Annotated in this window: 9 protein-coding genes and 2 rRNA genes; 5 read left to right on the forward strand and 6 right to left on the reverse strand. The window is 59.7% G+C overall.

What is annotated here, in order from left to right:
- Positions 1-154: 154 nt before the first annotated feature.
- The 3 genes from rrf (BLL38_RS07370) to BLL38_RS07380 all read left to right on the forward strand — a co-directional run bounded on the left by rrf (BLL38_RS07370) (position 155) and on the right by BLL38_RS07380 (position 2639).
- Positions 155-270, forward strand: a 5S ribosomal RNA gene (gene rrf / locus BLL38_RS07370).
- A 109-nt stretch (positions 271-379) separates the two neighbouring features.
- Positions 380-495, forward strand: a 5S ribosomal RNA gene (rrf, locus tag BLL38_RS07375).
- A gap of 263 nt (positions 496-758) precedes the next feature.
- Complete coding sequence (locus BLL38_RS07380) at positions 759-2639, forward strand: methyl-accepting chemotaxis protein (RefSeq protein WP_076961961.1); 1881 nt, start codon at positions 759-761, stop codon at positions 2637-2639.
- A gap of 51 nt (positions 2640-2690) precedes the next feature.
- Here BLL38_RS07380 and BLL38_RS07385 read toward each other — a convergent pair whose 3' ends face one another.
- The 5 genes from BLL38_RS07385 to BLL38_RS07405 all read right to left on the reverse strand — a co-directional run bounded on the left by BLL38_RS07385 (position 2691) and on the right by BLL38_RS07405 (position 9524).
- On the reverse strand, positions 2691-3152 hold the full coding sequence (locus BLL38_RS07385; RefSeq protein WP_076961962.1) for an SRPBCC family protein: 462 nt from the start codon (positions 3150-3152) through the stop codon (positions 2691-2693).
- A gap of 22 nt (positions 3153-3174) precedes the next feature.
- Positions 3175-6564, reverse strand: coding sequence for an amino acid adenylation domain-containing protein (locus BLL38_RS07390; RefSeq protein WP_076961963.1), 3390 nt, complete (start codon positions 6562-6564; stop codon positions 3175-3177).
- Positions 6561-7508 (reverse strand): diiron oxygenase, encoded by a 948-nt coding sequence (locus BLL38_RS07395; RefSeq protein ID WP_076961964.1) that lies wholly within the window; start codon positions 7506-7508, stop codon positions 6561-6563. The genes BLL38_RS07390 and BLL38_RS07395 overlap by 4 nt, the downstream gene beginning before the upstream one ends.
- Positions 7505-8269 carry a DUF3050 domain-containing protein gene (locus BLL38_RS07400; RefSeq protein ID WP_076961965.1) on the reverse strand — a complete coding sequence of 255 codons (765 nt, stop codon included), beginning with the start codon at positions 8267-8269 and terminating at the stop codon, positions 7505-7507. The genes BLL38_RS07395 and BLL38_RS07400 overlap by 4 nt, the downstream gene beginning before the upstream one ends.
- 544 nt (positions 8270-8813) lie before the next feature.
- Positions 8814-9524 carry a GntR family transcriptional regulator gene (locus BLL38_RS07405; protein WP_076961966.1) on the reverse strand — a complete coding sequence of 237 codons (711 nt, stop codon included), beginning with the start codon at positions 9522-9524 and terminating at the stop codon, positions 8814-8816.
- Positions 9525-9800: 276 nt separating this feature from the next.
- Between BLL38_RS07405 and lapG the strand changes: the two genes are divergently transcribed.
- Both lapG and lapD read left to right on the forward strand, forming a co-directional pair.
- Positions 9801-10493, forward strand: coding sequence for a cysteine protease LapG (lapG, locus tag BLL38_RS07410; RefSeq protein ID WP_076961967.1), 693 nt, complete (start codon positions 9801-9803; stop codon positions 10491-10493).
- Between the two features lie 14 nt (positions 10494-10507).
- Positions 10508-12454, forward strand: coding sequence for a cyclic di-GMP receptor LapD (gene lapD, locus BLL38_RS07415; RefSeq protein WP_076961968.1), 1947 nt, complete (start codon positions 10508-10510; stop codon positions 12452-12454).
- Positions 12455-12469: 15 nt separating this feature from the next.
- Here lapD and BLL38_RS07420 read toward each other — a convergent pair whose 3' ends face one another.
- Positions 12470-12808, reverse strand: a complete 339-nt coding sequence (locus BLL38_RS07420; protein ID WP_076961969.1) for a tryptophan synthase subunit beta — start codon at positions 12806-12808, stop codon at positions 12470-12472.
- Positions 12809-12825 lie beyond the last annotated feature (17 nt).

Genomic DNA, 12825 nt, shown 5'->3' on the forward strand with positions numbered 1-12825 from the left:
TAACACCCAAGCAATTTGACTACTCGAAAGAGCATCAGATTGCGGTGTGTGAAGACGAAATGAACCGAAAGTTCGATACTCACAAAACACCGAAAGCTGTCACATACCCAATTTGCTGAAGCGAGGCATTTGCCACGACTCAGTACCCGAATTTCTTGACGACCATAGAGCATTGGAACCACCTGATCCCATCCCGAACTCAGCAGTGAAACGATGCATCGCCGATGGTAGTGTGGGGTTTCCCCATGTGAGAGTAGGTCATCGTCAAGATTAAATTCCAGAACCCCTGTTTGCTAACGCAGACAGGGGTTTTGTTTATGTAGAAGTCCATGAATTTCACCGGACCGTTGCTCACGCAACGCTCTGGTACACAGAATTTCTTGACGACCATAGAGCATTGGAACCACCTGATCCCATCCCGAACTCAGCAGTGAAACGATGCATCGCCGATGGTAGTGTGGGGTTTCCCCATGTGAGAGTAGGTCATCGTCAAGATCAAATTCCGAAACCCCCGTTTGCTAACGCAAGCGGGGGTTTTGTCGTTTTGGGATCCTAAACGGCCTCTCCTGACCGCCTGTCGGTTTCCTACATAAAAAGAAGATGTATCCCACAAATTCCTAAGATTTATCCAACCTTGGCCGAAAGCCTGACGAGCCATGCGTGCACCGAAATAGAGCGGTCGTAGAGTCCGCCTATCCCGTACATGGAATGTTGCATTCGGCACGCTCACCCCCTTTTGGCAAAAAGAAGTCGATGAAATGAATCTCAAGTTCAGTCATAAAATTCTGTTGGCCGCGTCAGGCGTCGTGGTTTTGGCCTTCGCGCTCTTCACGTTGTACAACGACTACCTGCAGCGCAATACCATCAGGCAAAACCTGCAGTCATCCATCCAGCAGTCGGGTGACCTGACTGCCAGCAGCGTGCAGAACTGGCTCAGTGGCCGGGTGCTGGTCCTGGAAAACCTTGCGCAGAACGTTGCTCACCAAGGCAGCAATGCCGACCTGCCCGGCCTGGTTGATCAACCGGCATTCACCTCGAACTTCCAGTTCACATACGTCGGTTCCACCAACGGCGTCTTCACCCAGCGCCCAGACGCGAAAATGCCTGATGGCTACGATCCGCGTCAGCGCCCCTGGTACAAGCAGGCGGTCGCTGCCGATAAACCCATGCTGACGCCGCCTTATATGGCCGCCGTCGGTGGCTTGATCGTCACCATCGCGATGCCGGTCAAGAACAATGGTGAACTGCTGGGTGTAGTGGGTGGCGACTTGAGCCTGCAAACCCTGGTGAAGATCATCAACTCGGTAGACTTCGGTGGCATTGGCCATGCATTTCTGGTCAGTGGCGACGGCCAGGTGATCGTCAGTCCTGATCAGGACCAGGTGATGAAAAACCTCAAGGACATCTATCCAGGCAGCAGCGTCCGTATTGAGAAGCTCAACCAGGATGTCGTTCTCAATGGCCAGGAGCGCATTCTGTCCTTTACCCCGATCAGCGACTTGCCTGGCGCAGATTGGTACATAGGCTTGTCAATCGACAAAGACAAAGCCTACGCCCCCCTGAGTAAATTCCGCACCTCCGCTTTGATCGCGATGTTCATTGCCGTTACAGCGATTGCCGTGCTGCTGAGCCTGTTGATTCAGGTGCTGATGCGTCCGCTGACCACCATGGGCCGTGCGATGCAGGACATTGCCCAGGGCGAAGGCGATCTGACCCGCCGCCTGGTTGTGGAAAGCAAAGATGAATTTGGCGAGCTGGGTGGTGCGTTCAACCAGTTTGTCGAACGTATCCATGCCTCTATCAGTGAAGTGTCTTCGGCGACGAGGCATGTGCACGACCTTTCCCAGCGCGTGATGGCATCGTCCAACGCCTCGATTATCGGCTCGGACGAGCAGAGCGCCCGTACCAACAGCGTGGCCGCGGCCATTAACGAGTTGGGTGCCGCCACCCAGGAAATCGCCCGTAATGCCGCTGACGCCTCGCAACACGCCAGTGGCGCCAGTGAGCAGGCCGATGATGGCCGCCAGGTCGTGGAGAAAACCATCCTGGCGATGTCCGAGTTGTCGCAGAAGATCAGCCTGTCCTGCACGCAGATCGAAACCTTGAATGCCAGTACCGACAACATTGGCCACATTCTCGATGTGATCAAGGGCATCTCCCAGCAAACCAACCTGCTGGCCCTCAACGCCGCGATTGAAGCCGCCCGTGCCGGTGAAGCCGGCCGTGGTTTTGCCGTGGTGGCCGACGAAGTGCGCAACCTGGCTCACCGCACCCAGGAGTCGGCGGAGGAGATCCACAAGATGATCACCTCGTTGCAGATCGGCTCACGCGAAGCGGTCACCACGATGAACGCCAGCCAGGTGTCCAGCGAGGAAAGCGTCGAGGTCGCCAACCAGGCCGGCGAGCGCCTGGTCAGCGTGACCCAGCGCATCGTCGAGATCGACGGCATGAACCAATCGGTAGCAGCTGCCACTGAGGAACAGACTGCCGTGGTGGAGACGCTCAATGTTGATATCAACCAGATCAACCTGCTGAACCAGCAAGGTGTGGCCAACCTCAACGAGACCTTGAAAGACTGTGACGCACTGTCACAACAAGCCAATCGCCTGAAGCAACTGGTCGACAGTTTCAAGATCTGATCACCCGGCGGTAAAGGTGGCGTAGTGCAGCCAGGCACTGCGCCATTTTTTTCAGCCCAGCAATCGGCGCACGTTTCCCAGTGCACGGTCGGCGAAATCCTGGATGAACTGTTCAAACCCCTCTTTATCGCTGGCCTCAAGAGGCTCGGCGATGATGGTCCAGGTGGCGCGCGCCTGGTGCTCCCCGAGCGACTCAACGCTCATCGCCGCCCACAGTCGGGCCACACCCAAGGTGTTATAGATCGTCGTCCAGGTCATGTGCATCGCCTGCGCATCGTGGCTGTTGAGCTGTTCCACGGCGATATTGCCATCGTGGAACCATTTCTTGCGCAGCGCTCCCACGCCGCTGCCGGTCATCGTGATACGTGCCAGGGCAGGAATGAACACGTCAAAGCCCTCGAAGCGGCCCACGACCCTCCACAGTTCGATGGCGCTGCAGGCAATCACCACAGATGACACCAGAGGCCTGCCCAGGGGGTTTTTGATCAACGTATCGGGTTGCAGCTGTCTCATAAGTATTTCCTGATGGCGAAGGTCACAGAAAGCCGATGGCATTGAGGTACTGGCACCCTCTGCGTAACAACGCGGGCTCTTTTTCGGGATACTGCACACCCATCTGCTCAACGCCATGGCGTGCGTTTTCGTGGCGAATCATTGAGATATCGCCAATGTCCTCTCCCAGCCCATTGAGGTAGAACCCGAGCACACCAAAAAGGGCATTCTCGCGATCCACTTCGCGCAGGTGGTGTTGCCAGTCCGCAACGCTTACCAACTCGAATGCATGACCTGCCTGGCGAAATGACTCCACGTAGGTTTCCCACTTCAGGGGCTGCGGATTGTGCAGGTTGAAGACACTCCGCTCGGCAACGCAGTTGCCACTGTGAAAGGCAATGAAACGCGCGAGGAAATCCACCGGCATCAGGTCGAAGTTCAGTTCCAGGCGCGGCACCCGGCCCAATTGCAGCGATCCCTTGAGCATCAGCATCAGGCGGTTTTTGTGCGGTTGGCAGACGCCGTTGCGGCTATTGAAGCTGATGTTCCCGGGCCGGTAGATATTGATCCAGGCACCTTGTCCGGCGGCACGCCCCAAGAGACGCTCAGCCACCCATTTGGACAGGTTGTAGCCGTTCTTGATGTAGAGCGGTGGTGTGCTTGCCGCAGGCGCTTCAAGCACCTGCCCGTCGACCCCGACGCTGCTTGACGCGGAAAGGGTAGAGACGAAATTGAGCACCTTCTTGCAGTGGGTTTCGCACAGGCGCAGGCATTCAAGCACCGGCTCCACGTTGTCCTTGGCTAGCGATGCATAGTCCATGACGTGATTGACGTGGGCCGCACTGTGTACCAGCACCCCGTACTGGCGGGCGAGGTGCTCATAGACCTGCGCCTCCAGCCCCAGGCGAGGCTGGCGCAGGTCGGCGGCGTACACGCGTACCCGGCTCAGGTCCAGGTGTTCCAGGCGGTATTCACACAAGGCTTCGGCAAACCGCGTGGCCGCCGATTGCCCTGGGTTTTCGCGAACCAGGCAGGCGACTTCTGTCGCCCCGGCCACCAGCAAGGCTTCGACGATATGTATCCCCAAAAAGCTGTTGGCGCCGGTCACGATAGCCTTGTGGCGATCACCGGCAAGCTCCCCTGGCAACAGGGCCATGTCCAGCGTGCGTAGCGCATCGCTCATCGCCCGCCCGCTGGGCGCCTCCCCCGGCGCGCTGTCGCCCATCAGTGCGGCGAGGGTCTGCACCGTCGGCGCTTCGATAAACCGGTTGAGGGGCAGGCTGCGCCCATACAACTCGCGAATCCGCAGGAGCATGGTTGAAAGCAGAATAGAGTGACCGCCGAGATGGAAAAAACTGTCGTCAGTCGACATCTCGTTGACCGGTAACCCCAGCAGCTCACTCCACAGCTCAAGTAACTGCGTCTCCACTGGCGTTTGGGGCCGGCGCCGAGGGTTATCCGAGGCGGCGTGCACCGCCAGCGCCAGCAACGCCTGGCGGTCAACCTTGCCGTTGCTGCCGTACGGCAGGCTGGGTAATTCCTGGCACACAGTCGGCTGCATATAGTCCGGCAGCATTTGCCTGGCATGTTGCTTGAGCGCTGCCAGGGCTGTGCCCGAATAGCCGGGATCGGCGTTTGCCACGAACACCAGGACTCTTCGATCACGGTCAATCACCACCGCAACCTGGCGAAACAGCTGGCTGGTGCGCAAGCACTGCTCAATTTCCTGGGGCTCGACCCGGAACCCTCGGATCTTCACCTGCTGGTCCCGACGTCCAGCCAGTTCGATGCCCTGTTCAGTCCATTTGGCCATGTCACCTGTGCGATAGGCGCGCAAGGTCTGGCCATCGGGCAGTACCAGCGGCACAAAGCTTTCGGCAGTCTGCCGGGGCTGGTTCACGTAACCCAGGCTCACGCCGGGGCCGACGATATACAGTTCGCCCACAACCTGATCCTCGACCGGCTGGCGCTGCTCGTCGAGGATCAGCACCTGGCTGTTGGCGATGGGAGTCCCGAGGTTGAGATTGCTGTCGCCGGCCCGCATCCGATGGCTGCTGACCAGCACCGTGGCCTCCGTGGGGCCATACAGGTTGTGCAAGGCGCATTGCCCGGTCATTTGCTCGATGACATGGGGCTCGCAGGTGTCACCGCCGGTCAGCAGGTGCTCCAGGCCCAGCGGTCGGTCCAGCGGCAACAGGCTCAATAGCGCGGGCGGCAGAAAGGCGTGGCTGACGCGCCGTTGCTGGATCAACTCAACCAACTGGCGAGGGTCGCGGCGCTGTTCTTCACTAGGCACAATCAGGGTTGCGCCCTGGATCAGGGCCGGGAAGAGGTCGAGCAGCGAAGAGTCAAAACTCAAGGACGAAAACTGCAGCACGCGGCTGCATTCACTGAGTTCGACATACTGGCTGTACCACGCAGAGAAATGAGCCAGGTTATGCTGGCTGAGCAACACGCCCTTGGGCTGGCCGGTGGTGCCCGAGGTGTAAAGCACCATGCTGGCGCTATCAGCCGAGGGCGAGGTGAGCGCCAAAGGCGAGCGGTCATCCAGGTGCTGGCTGTCTAAGTGGCTGACATCCACCGCCAGGAAATGCCCGCGCAATGGGTGCTGGCCGTCATCGAGCAACACTATGGCCCCGGCATTCTCCAGCATGGCCCGTTGGCGCGGCAGCGGGTGGCCCGGTTCCAGCGGCAGGTACACGGCGCCGCAGCCCAGGGTTGCGAGGATGCTCGCATACAGCCCGACAGACTTGCCCAGGCAGATACCGACCACCGGCGTCTGCCCAGGCCCGAGCAACGGCTGTAGCACCTGCTGAACAGCCAGGCTGTGCCGCAGCAATTGTCGATAGCTCAGGGTGAGGCCGGCGATCTCCAGGGCCGGCCTGTCGGCGTAGACCCGCAGGCTATGCTCCAACTGTTTGATCAACGGCGTCCGGGCTTTTTGCAGCAGGGCTGGCTCGTCGGTCCGGTTAAGGCGATGCAGGTAGGCCAGTCCCTCCAGGCCTTGCAAGCTTTGTTCTGGGCGGGGGGACGCGCTTGTGCGCTGTGTGAAGTGTCCAGGGTTGCGCGAGAAGCCGCTGACCTGCAGCGTGACCCACTCGACCAGGCGTGCCACGGCCTGGCGTCGCAGCTGTTGACCGTTGCCACTGGAGGGCGGTGGCACGTCCAGCACGGCCAGCAATTGCCGTACGCGGTCATAGCAGCGTATTTGCAGGGCTGGCAGGCCAGACTCACTCAAGGGGCCGATGGACAGGCGCAGGCTCATCACGGCCATGCCGGCCAGATCCTGTGCGCCGCTCTGGCTGCCGTCTTCAATCAGCAGGTCAATGGCCGCTGCCTGCGCGGCGAGGTCATGACCATAAGGCTTGAGGGCCTGGCGCAGCTCATGCAAGGCCGCACTGGTACCGACCAGCTTAATCCCAAGGCATCTCATGACTGGCTCCCGGAGGCGGGCAGATAAGCGCTCAGCGCCTGGGCGACACAAGGTGTTTGCAGCAGCCCGCTGCGGCGCAGGAACGCCATGATGTTGCTGATCAGCGGGTGCTGGCGGGTGATGGGGAAGGCCAGGGCGTTGACCTCGACCCGCAAGGCTTCGCGGGCGCTGGGGCTGATATCCAGATGTTCGATCAACCGCAGGTCGAAGTCTTTTTGCAGGTCATTGGTCAAATAGTGTTGCAGGAAGACCGGCAGGACCCGGGCGATACAGCGGTGGTCTTCTTCACTTGCTGTTTGCCAGTAGAGCCGTACCAGGGCGGTCCAGAAGTTGGCGTGGCGGCCCTCGTCAGCCAGATGGTCAGCCATCAACCCCCTGACCGACTGCTTGACGCTGTCGTCCTTGGCAAACGCCGCCACGTCATGGGTGACCGTGTTCTCGGCAATCGCCACGCAAATCAGCTCTACGGCATCCTGTAGATGTGTCGGCGCCTGCGCCAGGGCGGTGGGTATAGCGCGGCTCAACTCGATGGCCGCGGGCAGTTGTAGCGGCGCGATCCCGGTCTTTTCCTGTGTTTGCTGCATGAAGTCCAGGGCGACGAGGGCGTGGTAGTCCTCATCGACTACCACGGTCATGGCGTCGTAGCGGCAGGCCGCAGGGAAGGGGATTGAAAAACGGTTCTTGGCGATGTTCCGTGCGGTTTTATCGACGATCTCGGTTTCAAAGATCACCACGTCATTGATGAATTTGTAGAACGTCTGCACCAGGACAAAATCGCGCCACTGCGGGCAATGCTGGAGAAACCCCGCACTGAGTACCAACGGTTGGCGACACAGGGGGTAGATCAACTTGTCGTCATCTTCCAGCAGGCGTCGCGGGCGAGTGCGGATGGTCGCCTGATGCTCCCAGTCGGTCGCGAACGAGCGGTAGTCGGTAGCGTTCACAGGCCTACCTCCTGGCGTCCTGCGCGCAGGCCGTCCCACAAGGCAATGCGGCTCTCCACGGCGCTGAGGGCGGCTTTCCAGGCTTGTTCCCCGTGCAGCGGGCTGGCACCCGCCAACCGCCGGAGCAAGCGCTCTGCGGCCGGCTCATGGCCTTCGGCGTCCAGCTCGATGTGCCGCTGGAGGTAGTAACACAAGCTGGGGGCTTGCCGGTGGGCGACATTGCAGCCCTCAAGGATGCGTTTGAACATCGCCGGGATGACACTTTCGCGGCCATGCAGGAAGGTCGCGGCCACACAATGGGTGGGCGCGTTCAGGGCAACGTCCAGGGTATGCCGGACAAAGCGCTCTACCGCAGGATCAACCGGGATCTGTGCCAAGGCGCTGTCGACGCTTGCACCCTCTCGCTGCAACGCGATGAAGCGTTCGATGGGGGCGGTGCAGGCTCCCACCTCGCGCATGGCCTCCAGGTACAGTTCAAAGTGACTGCCGTGCCCGTCGCCCAGGCGCTGGTCTGATTCTTCGTCCAGGACAATTTCGTTGATCAGCCGGGCGGCCTGCGGGTCTGTCGGTGGCAGCCAGGGCAGGCGCACACAGGTCAGGTCCTGTTGCAGGCGTTTGGTCAGTGTCATGAAGTCCCAGACGGCAAACACATGGTTTTGCATAAAGTGTTGCAGTTGAGGGAAAGAGTTGATTTCCAGGAAAATCGGATGTTCATGTAGTTGTAGTTTTTTATGTCTAAGTAGTTCTTGGAGTTGAAACATGGTCAATGCCCATAAGTCGTGATGTCGACTCAAATGAAAAGTGTGTGAAGCCAAGTGTGTGTTTCTGGTGAGTGCTTTGTTGCCTTGGCGCGGGGCTTTCTCGGTTGGCTTGGTTACCCGGCAAGCAACAAATAGTGACAAAGCACCCAGGTCTTATTGGAAAGAGCGTCGTCCACAGCTGCGCCCAAGCCTGTGCCTGCGTTTTCGACTGAAGTGCCAAGACCAATTAAAGAATAATCACTTGGTTAAGTGTTCAAATAGCTTCTAAGTTTTATAAGGTTTTTTTACAGGAAGGGGAGTGCTGTAATTGAACTTACTGTTCTAAGTAGGAACTTTCCTTGTTGTTTGCGAGTTTTAAGTGGGTGGACTTAACGGGCAGGGTTTGATCCGTTATTGCGTTTGCAACGCTGGACGTTTCTGCCGGTCAATGTCGAGTCTGTTGGCGCAACCGTCCAGGAAGGGGACGGCAGACATGGGCGGGCTTTGGACGTGGGTGGCGCTTGGTCCTCCAGGCCGCGCGCTTGGCGGCCAAAGCCGGAAGAAATCAACGCGGCCCTTTGTCGTTATCCTGTTCAAGGCTGTTGAGGTAATGAGTGATCACTTCCATCCCTCGCATGAGGTGATTGCGCAGTGTCAGCACACTCTCCTCGACCTTTTTCTGTGCGACCAGGTTCAGCAGTTCGCGATGGTCTTCCTGGGAGGTTTCGCCCAGCCCCATGGCCTCAAGGTTGAAACGCAGGAACCGTTCTTCCTCGTTCAGCCCGTGCTCCACCAGGTTCAGCAGCCGCTGGTTGGGTGCCTTGCCATACAGCGCCATATGGAACAGGCGGTTGAGCCGGCCGATTTCGGTGTAGTCGATTTCGCGCTCCAGGGTGTCGATCAAGGCGCCCGCCTGCTCGATATCGCTCGGGCCCAGCAACGGGATCGATAAGCGCAGCGCCTCCGACTCCAGGAGAATACGCAGGGCGTAGGTCTCTGCCGAGTTATCTTCAATCAGCGGGGCAACCACGGCGCCTTTATGGGTGACAACATGCAGCAGCGACTGCGCCTCCAGTTGGCGCAGGGCTTCGCGCACCGGCATCCGGCTGACGCCAAACAGGCTGGCCAGCTCTTGCTGGCGCATGGCGGTACCGCACGGTAGGCGGCCATCCAGTATGGCGTTGCGCAATGTTTCTTCAATAACGGAGCGAGCGAGGTGAGCGGGAATGGGCCCACTGATCTTGATGCTGCTCAAAGGGTTCGGCTTGTGCGTCACGACTACGCTATCCTCCTTTCTTGTTGGAGTGGGTTTGGCTAATTGGATCCAAAGAACACTAGAGATTGCATGCAGGCTTGTCAAACAAGCAAGGTTTCCCTTTGTAAGCAACTCAACAGCGCGGTTTTTCTTCGCACATTATGGCTTGCTGGCGCCTTACAGGGCGCAATTGCTTTAGCTGAATGGGCACTGGGTGATTGCACTGTGCCATTGTTTTTTGCTGGCCGACCCTTCACCATCGCTTGATTCTCCGTCACTTTCCACGGACTGAAGCCATTGGCGGTACGTTTTGCTCCCTCGCGGATCCTGTGCTGGCTGTTTTCAGCACTGCTGCTGGCTGGCTTACTGCCTGGCGGGCTGCATGCCGATTGGGATTTCTCCCAGATCAGCCGGCGCGCCACCACGCTCTATGGGCCGCTGGGCGCAGGCCAGCAGCGTATTGACGACTGGCAGCAACTGCTGGCGACGCAAAAGCAAGGCAGCGAGCTGGAGCAACTCAAGGTGGTCAACCTGTTCTTCAACAAGCGGGTGCGCTATGTCGAGGATATCGACTTGTGGAACCAGGTCGATTATTGGGAAACCCCCATCGAAGCCTTGTGGAAAGGCGCCGGGGATTGTGAAGACTACGCCATCGCCAAGTATTTCAGCCTGCGTCACCTGGGCGTCTCCAGCGACAAATTGCGCATTACCTACGTCAAGGCATTGCGGCAGAATCGTGCCCATATGGTCTTGACCTATTATTCGACGCCAGAGGCCATGCCGCTGGTACTCGACAGCCTGATCGATGAAATCCAGCCTGCCAGCCAACGGACCGACTTGCTGCCGGTCTATTCCTTCAACGCCGCAGGCTTGTACCTGCCCGGCGCCAAGGGCAACAAAAAGGTGGGCGACACCAAGCGCCTGTCGCGCTGGCAGGATGTGTTGAAAAAAATGCGTGCGGAAGGCTTCCCTGCCGAGTCGGCCAACTAGGAGTAACTGTTCAGATGTCACTGTTCAAACAGCTGTTGATCGCTATCTGTCTGTTCCTGGTGGTCGCCTTCAGCGGCAGCTTCATGGTCAGCCTGGAAAGCTCGCGCGCCCAATACGTGAACCAACTGCGCTCCCATGCGCAGGACGCGGCGACCGCCCTGGCGCTGTCCCTGACACCCAATATCGACGACCCGGCGATGGTCGAGCTGCTGGTCAGCTCGATCTTCGACAGCGGTTACTACGCAAGCATCCGCGTGGTCGATGTGACCAATGACCAGGTCATCGTCGAGCGCAGCGGTATCCCCGACCACAATGGCGTGCCCGACTGGTTCGTCAAGCTGATCGGCCTGGAGCCGGCCGGTGGCGATGCCCTGGTCAGCCGTGGCTGGGAACAGGCGGCGCGGGTCGAGGTGGTCAGCCATCCGATGTTCGCCCTGGCCAAGCTGTGGCAGAGCGCCCTGGGCAGCCTGGGCTGGCTGCTGTTGTGCGGCGCGGTGAGTGCGGTGCTGGGCGCGCTGTTGCTGCGCCGGCAACTCAAGCCTTTGGACTACATGGTCAAGCAGTCCCACGCCATTGCCCGCCGCGAGTTCCTGAGCCTGCCGGATCTGCCGCGCACCCCGGAACTGCGCCGCGTGGTGCAGGCGATGAACCAGATGGTGGAAAAGCTCAAGGCACTGTTCCAGGAACAGGCCGAGCGCAGCGAAAAGCTGCGGGTGGAGTCCTATCAGGACAACCTCACCGGCCTGGCCAACCGTCGTTACTTCGAGATGCAACTCAATGCGCGGGTCAGCAATCCCGAAGAGACCAGTTCAGGCTACTTGCTGGTGCTGCGGGTCAAGGACCTGGCGGGCCTCAACCAGCGCCTCGGCGGCCAGCGTACCGACCAGTTGCTACAGGCGGTTGGCGAGCAACTGCTGCGCCAGTGCGAGCCCTACCCGGAAACCCACAACCTGGTCACCCGTATCCGCGGTGGCGAGTTTGCCGTGCTGGCGCCGGGGCTGATGCGGGAAGAGGCGTTGCAGCTGGCACAGAATCTGGAAAGTACCCTGCAAAGCCTGCAAGCCACCGGCGCCAGTGACGTGTCGCCGGTCGCCTGTATCGGTCTGGCGCCGTTCAGCCACGGTGATTCGCCTCAAGCCCTGCTGACCCTGGCCGACCAGGCGTTGGCCCAGGCCGAAACCCTGGGCGATGTCAGCTGGGTCTGCCTGGATCACAGTGCCGCGGCCAGTGTCGGCGACGATCACCACGCCTGGCACTCCCTGTTGGACCAGGCACTGACCCAACAGCGTTTCGAGCTGTACTTCCAGCCGGTGGTGGCCAGCCAGGATCCGCAACGGATCCTGCATTACAAAGTGCTCTCGCGCTTGGTTGACGACCAGGGCCATACGATCCCGGCCGGACGTTTCCTGCCCTGGCTTGAGCGGTTCGGCTGGACGGCACGCCTGGACCGGTTGATGCTGGAGCTGGTGCTGCAACAGATGGCCAGCCACAAGCATTCGCTGGCCCTGAACCTGTCTGCGGCCACGCTGGCCGACCCGCAAGCCCTGAATCGCGTGTTCGAGCTGCTACGCCAACATGCCAACCTGGGCCCGCGCCTAACCCTGGAAATCGGTGAAGAGCAATTGCCCGAGCAGGCCATGTTGGAGCAGTTGACCCGGCGCCTGCGGGAGCTGCACTTCTCCCTCAGCCTGCAACGCTTTGGCGGGCGCTTCAGCATGATCGGCAACCTGGCGCGCCTGGGCCTGGCCTACCTGAAGATCGATGGCAGCTATATCCGCGATATCGACCAGGAAAGCGACAAGCGCCTGTTTATCGAAGCCATCCAGCGCGCAGCCCACAGCATCGACTTGCCGCTGATTGCCGAGCGGGTCGAAACCGAGGGTGAGTTGCAGGTGATTCGCGAGATGGGGATCTTCGGTGTGCAGGGCCAGCTGTTTGGCGAACCGGCACCCTGGCGTTGAGGCCGCAGGCCGGCCTCAGATCAGGCCGGTCTCATCATCATTGATCAGGTGGCTCAGGCCACCCAGTGATTCCCGGGCGTTGCTACGGTCCTTGAGCTTGGCTTGCGCGGCGACCGGCAAGTCCGTCAGGTTGATCACGCCTTTCTGGATCAGCACCTGAATCAAGTCTTCCAGCACCCGGATCATCTCCGCGTCACTGTGCTTGAGCTGCTTGAGGCTCAGCTCGGCTTCTTCATTGGCGAACCAGGCCTGGATCTCATGGTGATCCGCTGGCAGGGTGCCCGTCGATTCGGCGAAGGCGACCGCTTCGGCGCGAATCAGCTCACCCTGTGCATCACGTTGCACGTAGAACATTGAACATCCCTCATGAG

Origin of the sequence: Pseudomonas gessardii (assembly GCF_001983165.1) — a bacterium.
Taxonomy (GTDB): domain Bacteria; phylum Pseudomonadota; class Gammaproteobacteria; order Pseudomonadales; family Pseudomonadaceae; genus Aquipseudomonas; species Aquipseudomonas gessardii.

Coding starts and splice junctions, on each gene's coding strand:
- BLL38_RS07380 (WP_076961961.1), top strand. CDS start 759: ATGAATCTCAAGTTCAGTCATAAAATTCTGTTGGCCGCGTCAGGCGTC.
- BLL38_RS07385 (WP_076961962.1), bottom strand. CDS start 3,152: ATGAGACAGCTGCAACCCGATACGTTGATCAAAAACCCCCTGGGCAGG.
- BLL38_RS07390 (WP_076961963.1), bottom strand. CDS start 6,564: ATGAGATGCCTTGGGATTAAGCTGGTCGGTACCAGTGCGGCCTTGCAT.
- BLL38_RS07400 (WP_076961965.1), bottom strand. CDS start 8,269: ATGTTTCAACTCCAAGAACTACTTAGACATAAAAAACTACAACTACAT.
- lapD (WP_076961968.1), top strand. CDS start 10,508: ATGTCACTGTTCAAACAGCTGTTGATCGCTATCTGTCTGTTCCTGGTG.
- BLL38_RS07420 (WP_076961969.1), bottom strand. CDS start 12,808: ATGTTCTACGTGCAACGTGATGCACAGGGTGAGCTGATTCGCGCCGAA.